Genomic DNA, 12,134 nt, shown 5'->3' with positions numbered 1-12,134 from the left:
AATAATTTGGGAACAGGGAAAATTGCTGATGGAGAGGAACATGCATGCGGTGTTCACCTTCCCTTCGCAGGCATTACCCTGTTCAGGTTCTACGGGTGTAATCTCAGCCTCTTGTTAAAGAAGCACCCCGGGAAACAACATATTGCCGGACGGATATTCGGTTGAGCGTGTTGCCACTTTTGCTAACCGTACACTGATCGCTGCAGTTGAATAAAGTTGCTGCAGTACAAGTGAGTGACACAACAGGTGCTGAAAAGCGGACTAAAGCCTGTGCCACCCTTATCCAACCGGCTCATTGTTATGCGTGCAAAGTAATGGCAGAAATTTTGATTTGATTGTAACATTTTTTGCTAAGTTCACGTTCCACACAAAAAACGATTTATGAAAAAAATTATAGGAAGCTTGCTGGTATTGATGATTGCGGGTACCATACATGCCCAAAATCTTGTGTACGATGCCAATGCTCAGGAGAGAAAAGTGGGCAGCTTTCACGGCGTTTCTGTAGGGAGTGGCATAACACTATATTTATCGCAGGGTAATGAAGATGCGGTTGCTGTAAGTGCTGCAGATGAGAAAGACCTTGAAAAAATGATCACAGAAGTGAAAGATGGTATTTTAAAAATACGGGTTGACAATAAACCATGGGGCAACTGGGGCTACAGGAAACTAAAGGCCTATGTAACCATTAAAACGCTCGATTACCTGAGTGCATCGGGCGGTGCGATTGCAAAAATTACCGATGGCATAAAAGTAGATGCTATTAATACGGATGCAAGCGGTGGCAGCATTATAGAGGGAGACCTGCGGGGTAACAACATCAATGCTGAGCTTAGTGGCGGCAGTATTTTTAAAATTCATGGTTCCTTTAATAACGCAAGTATTGATGCCAGCGGTGGCAGTATTTTCCAGGATTTTGATTTGGTAGTAAACAGTTGCAGTGTTGAGGCAAGTGGCGGAAGCATCATTTCATTGTCTATTACCAAAGAGATGAAAGCTGATGCCAGTGGCGGATCAATCATTAACTATAAAGGCAGCGGCGTGATAACAAGTGTTGATGCCAGTGGGGGATCGAGCATTAAGAAAAGAGATTAATGTAAAATTGTTTGGAATGTAAAGTTCTCGCTCTTATCTTTGCAGCCCCAAACGCGAATAAAGAGATTGAAAATATACATCGCGAGGTAGAGCAGCGGTAGCTCGTCGGGCTCATAACCCGAAGGTCGGAGGTTCGAACCCTTCCCTCGCAACACAATTCTTGAAAACCCTTGTCTGACATGGATTTCGCAGCATCACAGCCAAAAAGGTTAACAAAAAAGTTAACAAAATTGGTTGAACATGAATGACAAGATTAACTTCAAAAACCTTGAGACTTTTCCCAAGGGAGTAAAACAACTGACACTGACTTCACTGAAATATTACCAGCATCTCTGCTGGTATGTTCGTTTCCGGTATTACCATCCAAAAACCGCTACCTGGAAATTAATGATCCGGAAAATTGGCGTGAACAGTAAAGGTTTATCACTTTCTGAACGGAAAAAACAGCTGATCGCATTGCACGATGCCGTAGAATTCAAACTGATCTACCAGGGTTGGAATCCCATTGACAACACTTACTCTATTCAACAGCCGACGGAGGATTATGATCTGGACTCCCTAAAGGCTATGCCTTTGACAACCGCTTTGCAGTTTGCATACGACAAGAAGAAAGCCGACTGGTCACCCAAGACAAGGCAGGATTATGCATCCATGTTGAAGTATCTGAAAGAAGCTGCAGTGCTGCTCATGATCAATTTCAAGCCAATAGAGGAGATAAAACGCGTGCACTGCCGTTTGATGTTAGACAAGGTAAAAGAGCACCGTAATCTTTCTAATAAAGGGTACAACAAATACAGGGAAACGCTTTCAAGTTTTTTTCAGAGCTGGAAGAATTTGAAATAGTTGAGTATAATCCTGTGCACAAATTGAAGTCGAAAGAAGAAATAAAGGTTTTCGCACACAAGCCGCCTACAGACTTGCAGCGTAAGCTTATCGTCGACAAAATAAAAACTGACTATTACAATTATTACCGGTTCATATGTGTATTGTATGGTTGCACCCTGAGACCTAAAGAAATCACCAGGCTTAAAGTCAAACATCTCGTCAGGTCTGAACAAATATTCCGGATTATTCCCGACAAGGAAGAAGGAAATTCCAAAACGTCAGCTCAGCGTGACGTTGTGATCCCTGACTGGCTTATGCAAATGCTGAATGACTTGAACCTGCAGTCTTGTGATCCTGACTGGTACATTTTTTCCGGGAAAGAAGGTTCAAAGATGTTTATGCCTGGGAAAAGCCGGATGCATTCGAATTCTCCAACACGGTGGTGGCGAAATATTGTTAAGATCGAACTTGGCTTAGACGTTACACAGTATAGCCTTAAAAAGCTTGCAGGTAATGATATGGTGAAACTGCAGGTAGCCCATGGGGTGCAGGATTTGCTTGAATTACCCAAATTACAGATGGGTCATTCTTCAAAAAGCATAACCGAAGTTTATGTGGACGAACACAAAAAAGTTCTTAGCCAGATAGTCAAAACCAGGATGCCAACTTTATAGATGTAGGCGCGGAAAGAAAAAGCTTAAGTTATTTGGAAGATCAGTCCATCCAGGTATGCCGGAGTTGTCCGCAATTTTTCGATTATGACGATTTCAAGACGCTTATGTACTTCGGGCAAGCTATGGAAGGTATAGCCATCATCGGTGAAATTAACACTGAATTCTATAGTGTGATTTGCATAAATCAGACCAGTGAACCCGGATTTCACAGGACGAATTTCCATATCATAAAACTGATCATCTAATAGTTTAATAGAAAGTCGGTTTGAATTGGTCATTTCGATGTTGCTGGCAGTTTTTAAAGGTTAACACTAAAAATACAGGAAAAGCATTTTTAGTGAAAAATTAATCCCTTAAAAAAAACAGCCCGGGGAACCGGGCCGAGTTGAGTTATCAGCATATAAATAATTAAACGTCTTCACAGTTAATGTGTTAAACAACGGACAGTATAAAAGTGAAAAAAATCTTACAGTTTTGCAATGTGATTTTTCACAAATTTTGATGAGAATTTTCACAGCAATCAACCAGTTTTCTAAAAACCTTCTTTCTGTCTGATTGATATTGCGATAATATCCTGGAACTTATGATTTTGCCATGGGTCTGTTCGAATGATGAATCCCTCTTCGATGAAGAAAATTTTAAAGTTGATGTTGGCTTTAGCATGAATGACCCCGATATATGCCTTTCTATCATAGTAATATTCCATTAAACACGTGTTGGTGTCAGGCAAAGTAATTAAGATCACTCTGTTATTCATAGCGAATGGATGGTTGGAGTTCGATTTTGATAAGTTGAGTCTGTTAGCAGGGACAAGATAAGTTATTAATATCCAAATAAAAAATAGCCACTTCTCCAAAGCGAAGCGACTTTTTTCTTTGCTACTTTCTTTTTTGTGCGGAACGAAGCTGTGCGAAGTGGAGCATAAAAAAGAAAGTAGCCTGGGCAAAGCCCAGGCTACCGTGAAACATTCACTTTGTATGCAGTGAAAAGCTAATTCAAGTAATCATCCGCAGACATACAAAGTTCAAAAGCTTTTTTTGTGTGGTCAAGACCTGTAACATATAAAATTGAATTCAGCTTTGCGTCTTCGCTTTTATACTTTTTGACATTTTGATAATAACCTGGAATTGCGTTGTAAGCACCAAACAAAGTACCGGCGGTTGTTTCCATTTGTCGAATAGGTGAGGGCATCGCATAATCGAAAACATTTCCGCAAACATCATCAAACTGCCTTGAAAATTCATAAGCCTTATCATTGGTGGGAACAGCATTAAATACTTCTTTGTTGGGAGACATAGCAAGCTGAACCAGCTTTTATAATTCTGCATCGCTGATACAAACCTTTGCCCATTTATCAAAGAGTGTTTCCAGTAATTCACTGGTCTTATTTGATATCGCAATAATCCGCGCGGCCTCCTGCAACTTATCTTCTGCATTCGCTGTATACTTTATATACACGGCATTTGAGTGATTACGCAAAGCCATGTTCAACTTGTTATTGCAAACAATACGAACAGGTGTAAATGCCGCCATGATTGAGCCGCTGCCATCATGTGAGGGTGTAAAAAAAATATACTCCTCAATATCATCTTTACAGCCAACACGTATTACTTCCAGCATTTTTGCAGTAATAAAAATACGTTCACCATCTGCAGTTCAGTAGCCTTACAATACAACCGCGCCAGATCAGCAGGCACCACACCGTTCACAGATGAAATAGCAACTTCTGACTTGTACATTTCAAAATCAATCCTTCTCGACATATTCATTACCGGTTATCTGTTTGTACAAATCTTTGTAGCGGACATACAATTGCGCATACAGTGCTTTCGCACCTGGTTGTTGCATCTTCAGCCTGTTGCGCCTTATATTGCGGGGGATGCTTTGCAGCAACTTCGCAAGTTCTTTAGGATCGCTAGGGATTACAAACTCTTTCTCATCAAACTCAGGCAAAGTGCCATGCTTCAAATAATAATCACGCTTAACCCATATCTGTTCGCATTCATCTTCGAGAGAAAGAATCTCGAAAGCGATTGGTTCACGCAAAGTAATAGTTTCGGGATCATTTGATTCACCATACTCATCAATGCGTGCACGCAAATAGTTCATGCGAGTGTATAATGGCAACCATTCGTCGCGTAAAGCTTCCAATACTGTATCATCAGAAGCTGGCATTTCAGAGGCTGTAGAATCAACTATAATTGCCTCTTTTACGGGTTCCCGTAATAAATTCTCCAGTGAATTCCATAGCAATTGTTTAGTGGTGGCATTCTCACCCTTTAACAACTTTTGTTTGATATTATCATCATCCCCAAGCTGCTGATATAATGTACGACCAATGATAAAGTTTTGCGCTCCAGCTATCCAGGAGCGAATATTGTCTTTTAGCATAAAACAAAAATCCGCCGAATCAGGCGGCATATAAAGGACAGTAACAACTAATTTTAAGCACTGTTGTGTAGTGTGTTGTTGTAACTTTTTATATAGTTATACGTTTGGTAATAAAACATCATGAATATCTACCTTATTGTGCTGCAACTTGTTTGCGCTTTGTCCTGTGGGGAAGCCGGCGATGCGACAAACTCTACCAACCAATCAAGCTTACAAGGAACCTGGTTGGCGCAATCTGAAAGCCAAAACGGCAAGAAATGGAATGTATCTTTCGTATATGTCTTCAGAGGAGATAAAGTGTTTTTCACAGACGAGACCGGAAAGGAAGTTATGTATTCTTTCAAGTTGGACACTACTGACAGTCTCAACTTCCTTATTATTCAGCCAGATGCGGCGCTTAATATTTCGGCGCCTATCAGCATTGCTTATGAGTTAGAGGGAGATTCGTTGAAGATTGTGATCGCACCACCAGGTTTGCGCCCAACAGAAATATCAGACAAAAACGATCAAGAGTTGATTATCTGCAAGAGAAAAAGCTTATGAAAAGTCTAACCAATAAACCGGTTTTATGTCGTTTAGCACAGCGCACAACGGTTAACGGCCGGGCGATGGTGGGCATTTGAAAACCATCAGCCCAACCCTTGCACAAAAGCCAGATAGAATTACAAATGTTGAATTTACAACTGTCAGCCTCACTATCGCCAAACCGATGATAGCCGTTTGTTGTCCTCTATATTAAAATTAAATTGACATTTTTTAAGTCGTCGCAATGCAATCGATTTTTACGCTTTGAAAGAAAGTCCGTAGTCATTTAAAGCCTTTTTCAATTTGGGTAATGTGCTCGGTCCCATACCATGTAAATTGCCAATGTCTTTTTCAGTCCATTTTGCTAAGTCTTCCAAGGTTTTTATATTTTCTCTTTCTAATGCTCGTCTTGCAGGTGCAACAATAAGAGACAAAAAACTGTCTTTTGGCTTACGTTCTTGTTCACAAATTGGACAAGTTGGACAGTCGTTACTTTTTTTGAATTGGTGCCCATTTTTACAAGTCCTTGATGTTCCCTTTATCGCCATATTGATTTTATCGTTTGGTATCTCCGGTCAATGAAAAGATTTGTTTGAAACCATTCAAAAGCCCAATTTATATTTGTAGGTGTTTAATCATGGATTTAAATCGAGCTATCTAATAGTTGTTGATTCATCATTCTCGTGTCAAATTTTAAAACATGTCGCTTTAAAATGCCCGCTAAAAACCCATGTTAGGCACAGTTTTTCTTCTCTTATTTCTTCTTGTTCATAAATGTCTTCCAATCAAATTGATCTTTGTCTGCCGTGTTACGATTTGCCAAGTCTTCAAGCATTGAATTTAGTTTTGTTTTGTCTAACCAATTGCCATTTACAAATACACCTGCAATTTTACGAGTATTTCTTATGTCAGTAAGTGGGTCTTGGTCAAGCAAAATAAGGTCTGCAAATTTTCCTGTTTCTATACTTCCAAGTTGTTTGTCAATACCAAGCCATTGAGCAGATAATAATGTCGCTGAATTTAAAGCTTCTTTTGGTGTTAGTCCTGCTTGAACCAAAAGTTCTAACTCATCGTGTAGTGAAAAACCTGCTACAACTCCCGAAACCCCTGCATCTGTTCCAGCAACTATTGGAATCCCTGCATCATTAAAAGCTTTTACTAATTGAAAATGGAACTTCACCATATTGTCAAAGTAGGTGGCATTTTCAGACGAAGCATTTTTAACATAGTTATTGGCAGTTAGCCATTTGCTTTGTAAAAGTGGATGAACATATTTGAGTGAGGTTAAGTTTTTGATGCTGTTAATAGAGTGTGTCTGTTTTGCAATCCAAACCATTGTGGTTAAAGTAGGGGATAGCCAAGTACCATTGTCTTTTGAAAGTTTTGCAAATTTTATTGCATCTTGCACACAAAAACTATCAGAGTTTTTAGAAAATTCTTCTGCGTGGGCAACCATTCCAAAATGAGGTATAAATGCTTGTTCCAATTTTCCTTTGAAAGCATATGGAATATGTCCAATAGTTTTTACTCCTTGTTTGTATGCTTCATCAACAATAGCGTTGTAGGTTTCAATATTTAATTTGGAATAAACTTTTATAAAATCGTAGCCCTCAGTTTTTACATTTCTAACCATTATTCTTCCTTCTTCTGCGGTGTTGGCAATTCTGCCTTGTCCATTGCCACCATTTATGAGTGCAGCAAGTGCAATACGAGGTCCAACGATATAACCTTTTTCAATTAATTTTTTTTGTCCAAAGGTTTCCATTGTAGAATTGAGGTCTAACACAGTAGTAACACCATTGGCTATTATCGGTGTCATAATATCTTGGGTGTTGAAAGATAAGTCGGGTATTTGAGTAGGAAATTTTTGTCCAAGGTAACCATCAGTAGGTAAATGAACGTGAGCATCTATAAGCCCGGGAATAAGCCACTTTCCTTTGCCATTAATGATTGTAGCATTTTTAGGGATTGCTCCATTTATGGATTGAATGAGATTGTTAGAAATAACCACAGTTGCGTTTTCTAAAATTGTATTTGAGGATGTCATTGTTATGACATTCACATTTTTGATAGCAAAGATTGTTTGTTTTGCTGGCTGCTTTTGTGAATACCCTGTGAGAGATGTCAAAAGTGAAAATGTAAAAAGTCCTACTACTAATAAAAACTGATTTGTATATTTCATTCCATTTTAAAGTTACAGGGTGTTGTCATAAGATTGTCCCTAACGACCGAGTATTGGCGAAGGCTGGGAAATAGACTTCCGTCCTTTAGATTTGTTTTAATATAATTTATTTAAGATAACTACTATTATTACTTTTTCTTTTTTGCTTCTTTTTTCTTTTTAATATCCACAATAATTTGTGAATAAACTAACCAATGGCGGCAGCGCATTATGACTTCCGTAGGGATGCATACCCATGGGCGGATACAATCTGCCGCCACTTTTGATTGCCTGTAATATTCATATAGAAATTAGGGTTCAATACCCATTATCAAGGACTAGAATTTCAGACAATTTGGTTAGCCTTTTTTACAGTTAAAAGCTAAGCTATGACAAAAAATTATTTTATTGGAATTGATGTTTCCAAACAAACACTGGACGCTGCCTTTATTATTCGAACCAATGAATCTTTTTCCACTCCGGTATGAAAACAGTTTGATAATACATTGGCAGGCTTACAAAAAATGAAACGATGGTTACTACAGCTGAACGTGCCACTTAATCAGCAAACCATTGTCGTGGTAGAAAATACTGGCATCTATCATCGTTTATTATGGCAGTTCTTTTCAAAGCAGCAAATTGATCTTTGTATTGAAAATGCAGCCCAGGTAAAATGGAGCCTGGGTATTGCAAGAGGGAAGAATGATAAAGTGGACAGCCGTCGGTTGGCGCTCTATGCTGCCAGGCACTCAGACCGGTTGAAACCTTCTCCTGTTCTGCATCAGCATGTATTGGCTCTCAAAGATCTGATCACACTACGCAACAAATTGTTGGTGCAGTTAAAAAGTATCGAGACAGCCTTTAACGAATTGAAGGTAGTTAGTCCTGTATCCTTTATAAGAACATCCGAAAAGCTTTTGACACCCGCCATCAAAGGCCTTAAACAGTCATTGAAAAAAGTGGAAGATCAAATAACAACACTTATCAAAAAAGATGATCAACTATTACATGTTTATCAATTACTGATTTCAATACCTGGAGTTGGCCCTGTAACAGCTATCTATCTTATCTGCTGCTCCAATGTTTTTACGATGTGCACCTCCGGAAAGCAGCTGGCCTGTTATTGTGGTGTGGTGCCATTTGATCACCAAAGTGGGATCAGTATAAAGGGAAAGCACAGAGTTCATAAAATGGCTAACAAAGAACTTAAACAATTACTACACATGTGTGCATTATCAGCGATACAGCATTACGTCGAATTTAAAGATTATTATAACCGCAAAAAACAAGAAGGAAAACATCCGATGGCTATTCTGAATGCAATCAGAAACAAGATCGTATTACGGGCATTTGCTGTGGTGAAAAATGACAGGCCGTATGTGAATAACTACGAAAAGGCGGCGTAAATAAGATTGATTTTTTATTTGGTGAGATCATAGAAATCCGCCAAACTTTTGGTAATGCCAATGTTAGGCGCAGTGTTTTAGTACTATTTTGATGGTTATTCAAAGTTTACTTGCCGGCCTTCCTTTATTACAAACTTTCTGAAAAAGCTTTTATTGATTGTATCCTTTCTCTTTCTATCATAGTCTTCCTGCATTTCTGCAGGAGCGATCTGACTAACATAACATTTGTTCGCAGCCAGTCCGATTAATTCTTCTTCTTCGCTGTAAGTAATTTCAACATTTATATATTTTGAATCCATGAAGCCAACTGCTTCAAGTCCAGGAGAAGTACGATCATAAGCTACATAATAAAGAGGATATTTGTCTACCCAGCCATTCTGTAAAATTACTTCAGTAACTGCACCTCCAATCACAATATGTTCTGCATGATGCGTATCTCCATCGGGGCCAAACGTTATAATAATGTCAGGATTAATTATGGGAATATTTTGTATCAATGACTCTCGTAGTTGTTTATGCGAAAGAAAATAATTGCGAACACCATTCTTGGTGTCTAACCTGTCAATGGATAAGAAAATGGGCGGTTCTATTCCCATCTTTTCGCAAGCACAAGTACTTTCCTGTTTTCTGACGGTAGCCAACGAATCGCCCTCAGGAATTGATGTTACCCTTGTTCCATACTTCCCATCTGTAGCAATCATTACAAATACTTTGTACCCAAGCCTTCCGTATTTCACTAGAACTTCTGCAATTGACATTTCATCATCAGGATGGGCTACGACCGCTAAAATTGTTTTATTTGATTTTTTGGGGCTAGTGTTTAAAAAACTAATAGAGAAAAAAGTAAGTGCAAGAATCAAAAGCTTATTCATACAAAGAGGATTGATCGATCTAAAAATATATTGCGCCTAACGTTCGAGGCTTGCCGCAGGGCTGGAATTGTTGCTGTGTCAGCCCGGCAACTGAAGCCGATTGAAAAATGATGTTAAAGTTAACAACTAAAAGCTAAATAGAATTCGGTCAAGCCCGATATTAGCTGATAGTAGTACAACAGATGATTGTTATTACGTCCGCCAGCCTTGCGGCAAACCTTTTGTTGTGTGCTGGGCTTCTGTCAAACACGTTTCTTTTTCTTTTTTGTCGGCTTTCGATAAAGTTCTTTCACCCATTGGTTTCTTTTGTCACCATAAAAGTAGTTGACATAGTCGTTTTTAAAACGAAGTCTTTGAGCATTTATAAAATAAAGAAAACCGTCAGGCAAATCACCACATTCACCCCAAGTGCAATATTGTCCATCTGTCACAAGTGCGTATGGAACGGGTTCTATGTCGTTAATAAGAAAAAATGCTAAGTCAGCAATCTTGAATTTTGTCTGCAAGCATTCATTGTTTATTTCTGTTAATGTTGTGTCCCCCAAAAATGGGATTAAGTACCGTAAGGCGTTTGTGTCAAGTCTTGTTATGTGTAAATATGAACTGTCTTTAATTAGGTCTTGTCGTTTAACTTTTGCGTTATAGACAAACCCTTTTAAATAGTATGAGGGAACTGATTTTATGTTATAAATATTCGCCTCAACAATTTCTTTTGTCTGTCCACATACACTAAAGAAGACAGTCAGTGTCAATATTGATGTAATTAAGATTTTCATAAGTAGTACAATGTTGCATTAGCCTTGCACACAACGTACAGGGCTTGGCGATGTTGGGATTTTGAAAAACGTCTGCCCGGAACCGAAGCTAAATGTATAATTAAAAGTTGATGTTAAGAACTAAAGCCCAACAAAGAACGTCCAGCCGGTACAAAAGCCGATAGCGATAAAATGTTGAAGCTAACAATGTCCAGCCCCAATATTGCCAAACCCCATGTTAGCTGCCGTAATATTGTCTTGCAAGGTTGTAAAATTGAAGTCTATCCACTTTGTCTGGAAGCCCTGCAACTTGTCCATCACCCAATTCTATAATAATCCATTCTCCACTTTTTGTCTTTGCAATGTCCATAGAAAAGAAGTTGCTTTCAATATTTTTTGCAATGTTCTTGAAGATGTCAAGCGGCGGATGTTCGTCTGCTGAATATTCACCTTCTTCCCAATAGTCGTAACAGCCCAACAACTGTCCATTTAAAAAGAATAAGCGATACTCTTGTTTTAAAGGCATTCCACTTTTGGAATGAATTGTCAGGTCATTGAGTTCTATAAATTCTCTGACGACAAGTCCTTCATTAAGATCTGAATTTTGCAATCCTACAAATTTTTCAATAACGGATTTTACTTTGTCTTTGTCAGTCGCCAATGGAATAAAGCAAGCTGTGTCCCAATAATGCTTTTGTGATTTTACAAAATCTTTTACGATTAATGGCGAATTTCCGAATGTTGCAATGTCGTTAAATACCTTGTCATAGTCGACTTGCTGATTTTCAACTGTCAGCCAAATTGTTTTTGGTGTATGTCCAGTTATGAATTTGTAACTGTCGGGTAAGTAATGGCAATTTTGATATTCAGTGGGTGAGTTGATGAGTTTATAATTCTTTGTCAAAAGTGCATTGTAAAGTGAAGTATATTGATTTGGTTTCAACATCCAACCTCGGTAGACTATTTTTTGCAGAGTGTCACTGTGCTTTATCCGTCTGGTTGCAAATTCAGCGTCTTTGTCTTTTGTCAAACTCTCGTAACTAAAAAGCTGTGTCGCAAAACCGTTTTGTTTTGCAGATACAGATTCGTCTTCGTAGTCTATGTCTACTGATGCTTTATTCTCAAATGGATTGTCGCAAAAAAGTATGTTCATATTTGAGTCGTTCAAAGAAGTTGGGTGTTCGTTATTATGGCAGCTAACGAGCAGGGCTTTATGCAGGTTGGGAATTAGTATTCCGTCCGCTGACAACCGCTGCTGATTGAAAATATGTTGATGAATTTATGTACAAAACCTGATAGTTATTCGTCTGCTGGAACTGAAGCTGGGATTTGCAATTAGCTGATGTTACAATGTCAAGCCCAACTTGCATAAAACCCAATGTTGTGCGTTCGCTTTTCGTCACTCGTAAAGTGTCACTTTTATTTTTTCGTAG

Annotated in this window: 12 protein-coding genes, 1 tRNA gene, 1 pseudogene and 1 riboswitch; of the genes and pseudogenes, 6 read left to right on the top strand and 8 right to left on the bottom strand. The window is 38.7% G+C overall.

Annotated features, from left to right (window positions below):
- Positions 1-41 precede the first annotated feature (41 nt).
- A riboswitch (TPP riboswitch) is annotated at positions 42-140 on the bottom strand.
- Between the two features lie 241 nt (positions 141-381).
- The 4 genes from I5907_RS12120 (at position 382) to I5907_RS12105 (ending at position 2,591) form a co-directional block, all read left to right on the top strand.
- Positions 382-1,092 (top strand): head GIN domain-containing protein, encoded by a 711-nt coding sequence (locus tag I5907_RS12120; protein ID WP_196991083.1) that lies wholly within the window; start codon positions 382-384, stop codon positions 1,090-1,092.
- An 80-nt stretch (positions 1,093-1,172) separates the two neighbouring features.
- Positions 1,173-1,244, top strand: a tRNA-Met gene (locus I5907_RS12115).
- Positions 1,245-1,332: 88 nt separating this feature from the next.
- Positions 1,333-1,935 carry a hypothetical protein gene (locus I5907_RS12110; RefSeq protein WP_196991082.1) on the top strand — a complete coding sequence of 201 codons (603 nt, stop codon included), beginning with the start codon at positions 1,333-1,335 and terminating at the stop codon, positions 1,933-1,935.
- A 14-nt stretch (positions 1,936-1,949) separates the two neighbouring features.
- Positions 1,950-2,591 carry a tyrosine-type recombinase/integrase gene (locus tag I5907_RS12105; RefSeq protein WP_196991081.1) on the top strand — a complete coding sequence of 214 codons (642 nt, stop codon included), beginning with the start codon at positions 1,950-1,952 and terminating at the stop codon, positions 2,589-2,591.
- A gap of 990 nt (positions 2,592-3,581) precedes the next feature.
- On the opposite strand, the gene I5907_RS12100 is transcribed toward I5907_RS12105, so the two are convergent.
- The 3 genes from I5907_RS12100 to I5907_RS12090 form a co-directional block, all read right to left on the bottom strand.
- Entirely contained in the window at positions 3,582-3,887 is a 306-nt protein-coding gene (locus I5907_RS12100; protein ID WP_196991080.1) for a hypothetical protein, read from the bottom strand.
- Between the two features lie 18 nt (positions 3,888-3,905).
- Positions 3,906-4,229, bottom strand: coding sequence for a DUF932 domain-containing protein (locus I5907_RS12095; RefSeq protein WP_346266795.1), 324 nt, complete (start codon positions 4,227-4,229; stop codon positions 3,906-3,908).
- A gap of 108 nt (positions 4,230-4,337) precedes the next feature.
- Positions 4,338-5,012: a hypothetical protein gene (locus I5907_RS12090; protein WP_196991078.1), complete on the bottom strand. Its 675-nt coding sequence runs from the start codon at positions 5,010-5,012 to the stop codon at positions 4,338-4,340.
- Between the two features lie 90 nt (positions 5,013-5,102).
- Here I5907_RS12090 and I5907_RS12085 point away from each other — a divergent pair, with 90 nt between their 5' ends.
- On the top strand, positions 5,103-5,525 hold the full coding sequence (locus I5907_RS12085) for a TIGR03067 domain-containing protein (protein ID WP_196991077.1): 423 nt from the start codon (positions 5,103-5,105) through the stop codon (positions 5,523-5,525).
- A 239-nt stretch (positions 5,526-5,764) separates the two neighbouring features.
- Here the strand turns inward: I5907_RS12085 and I5907_RS12080 are convergent, their stop codons facing one another.
- Positions 5,765-6,055 carry an RNA polymerase alpha subunit C-terminal domain-containing protein gene (locus I5907_RS12080; protein ID WP_196991076.1) on the bottom strand — a complete coding sequence of 97 codons (291 nt, stop codon included), beginning with the start codon at positions 6,053-6,055 and terminating at the stop codon, positions 5,765-5,767.
- A 206-nt stretch (positions 6,056-6,261) separates the two neighbouring features.
- Positions 6,262-7,689 (bottom strand): amidohydrolase family protein, encoded by a 1,428-nt coding sequence (locus I5907_RS12075; RefSeq protein ID WP_196991075.1) that lies wholly within the window; start codon positions 7,687-7,689, stop codon positions 6,262-6,264.
- 482 nt (positions 7,690-8,171) lie between these two features.
- On the opposite strand from I5907_RS12075, the pseudogene I5907_RS12070 reads away from it, so the two are divergent.
- A pseudogene (locus I5907_RS12070) lies at positions 8,172-9,074 on the top strand (IS110 family RNA-guided transposase); the annotation flags it as partial.
- A 95-nt stretch (positions 9,075-9,169) separates the two neighbouring features.
- On the opposite strand, the gene I5907_RS12065 reads toward I5907_RS12070, so the two are convergent.
- The 3 genes from I5907_RS12065 to I5907_RS12055 all read right to left on the bottom strand — a co-directional run bounded on the left by I5907_RS12065 (position 9,170) and on the right by I5907_RS12055 (position 11,869).
- On the bottom strand, positions 9,170-9,946 hold the full coding sequence (locus tag I5907_RS12065; RefSeq protein WP_196991073.1) for a PIG-L family deacetylase: 777 nt from the start codon (positions 9,944-9,946) through the stop codon (positions 9,170-9,172).
- Between the two features lie 242 nt (positions 9,947-10,188).
- Complete coding sequence (locus I5907_RS12060) at positions 10,189-10,722, bottom strand: hypothetical protein (protein WP_196991072.1); 534 nt, start codon at positions 10,720-10,722, stop codon at positions 10,189-10,191.
- A 217-nt stretch (positions 10,723-10,939) separates the two neighbouring features.
- Positions 10,940-11,869: an ATP-grasp domain-containing protein gene (locus tag I5907_RS12055; protein WP_196991071.1), complete on the bottom strand. Its 930-nt coding sequence runs from the start codon at positions 11,867-11,869 to the stop codon at positions 10,940-10,942.
- Positions 11,870-12,134 lie beyond the last annotated feature (265 nt).

It is taken from the genome of Panacibacter microcysteis (genome assembly GCF_015831355.1).
Taxonomy (GTDB): Bacteria; Bacteroidota; Bacteroidia; order Chitinophagales; family Chitinophagaceae; genus Panacibacter; species Panacibacter microcysteis.
Note: the sequence above shows the minus strand (reverse complement) of the source record. Positions and strands in the feature narration are given on the sequence as shown.

Coding starts and splice junctions, on each gene's coding strand:
- I5907_RS12120 (WP_196991083.1), top strand. CDS start 382: ATGAAAAAAATTATAGGAAGCTTGCTGGTATTGATGATTGCGGGTACC.
- I5907_RS12110 (WP_196991082.1), top strand. CDS start 1,333: ATGAATGACAAGATTAACTTCAAAAACCTTGAGACTTTTCCCAAGGGA.
- I5907_RS12100 (WP_196991080.1), bottom strand. CDS start 3,887: ATGTCTCCCAACAAAGAAGTATTTAATGCTGTTCCCACCAATGATAAG.
- I5907_RS12090 (WP_196991078.1), bottom strand. CDS start 5,012: ATGCCGCCTGATTCGGCGGATTTTTGTTTTATGCTAAAAGACAATATT.
- I5907_RS12085 (WP_196991077.1), top strand. CDS start 5,103: ATGAATATCTACCTTATTGTGCTGCAACTTGTTTGCGCTTTGTCCTGT.
- I5907_RS12080 (WP_196991076.1), bottom strand. CDS start 6,055: ATGGCGATAAAGGGAACATCAAGGACTTGTAAAAATGGGCACCAATTC.
- I5907_RS12075 (WP_196991075.1), bottom strand. CDS start 7,689: ATGAAATATACAAATCAGTTTTTATTAGTAGTAGGACTTTTTACATTT.
- I5907_RS12065 (WP_196991073.1), bottom strand. CDS start 9,946: ATGAATAAGCTTTTGATTCTTGCACTTACTTTTTTCTCTATTAGTTTT.
- I5907_RS12060 (WP_196991072.1), bottom strand. CDS start 10,722: ATGAAAATCTTAATTACATCAATATTGACACTGACTGTCTTCTTTAGT.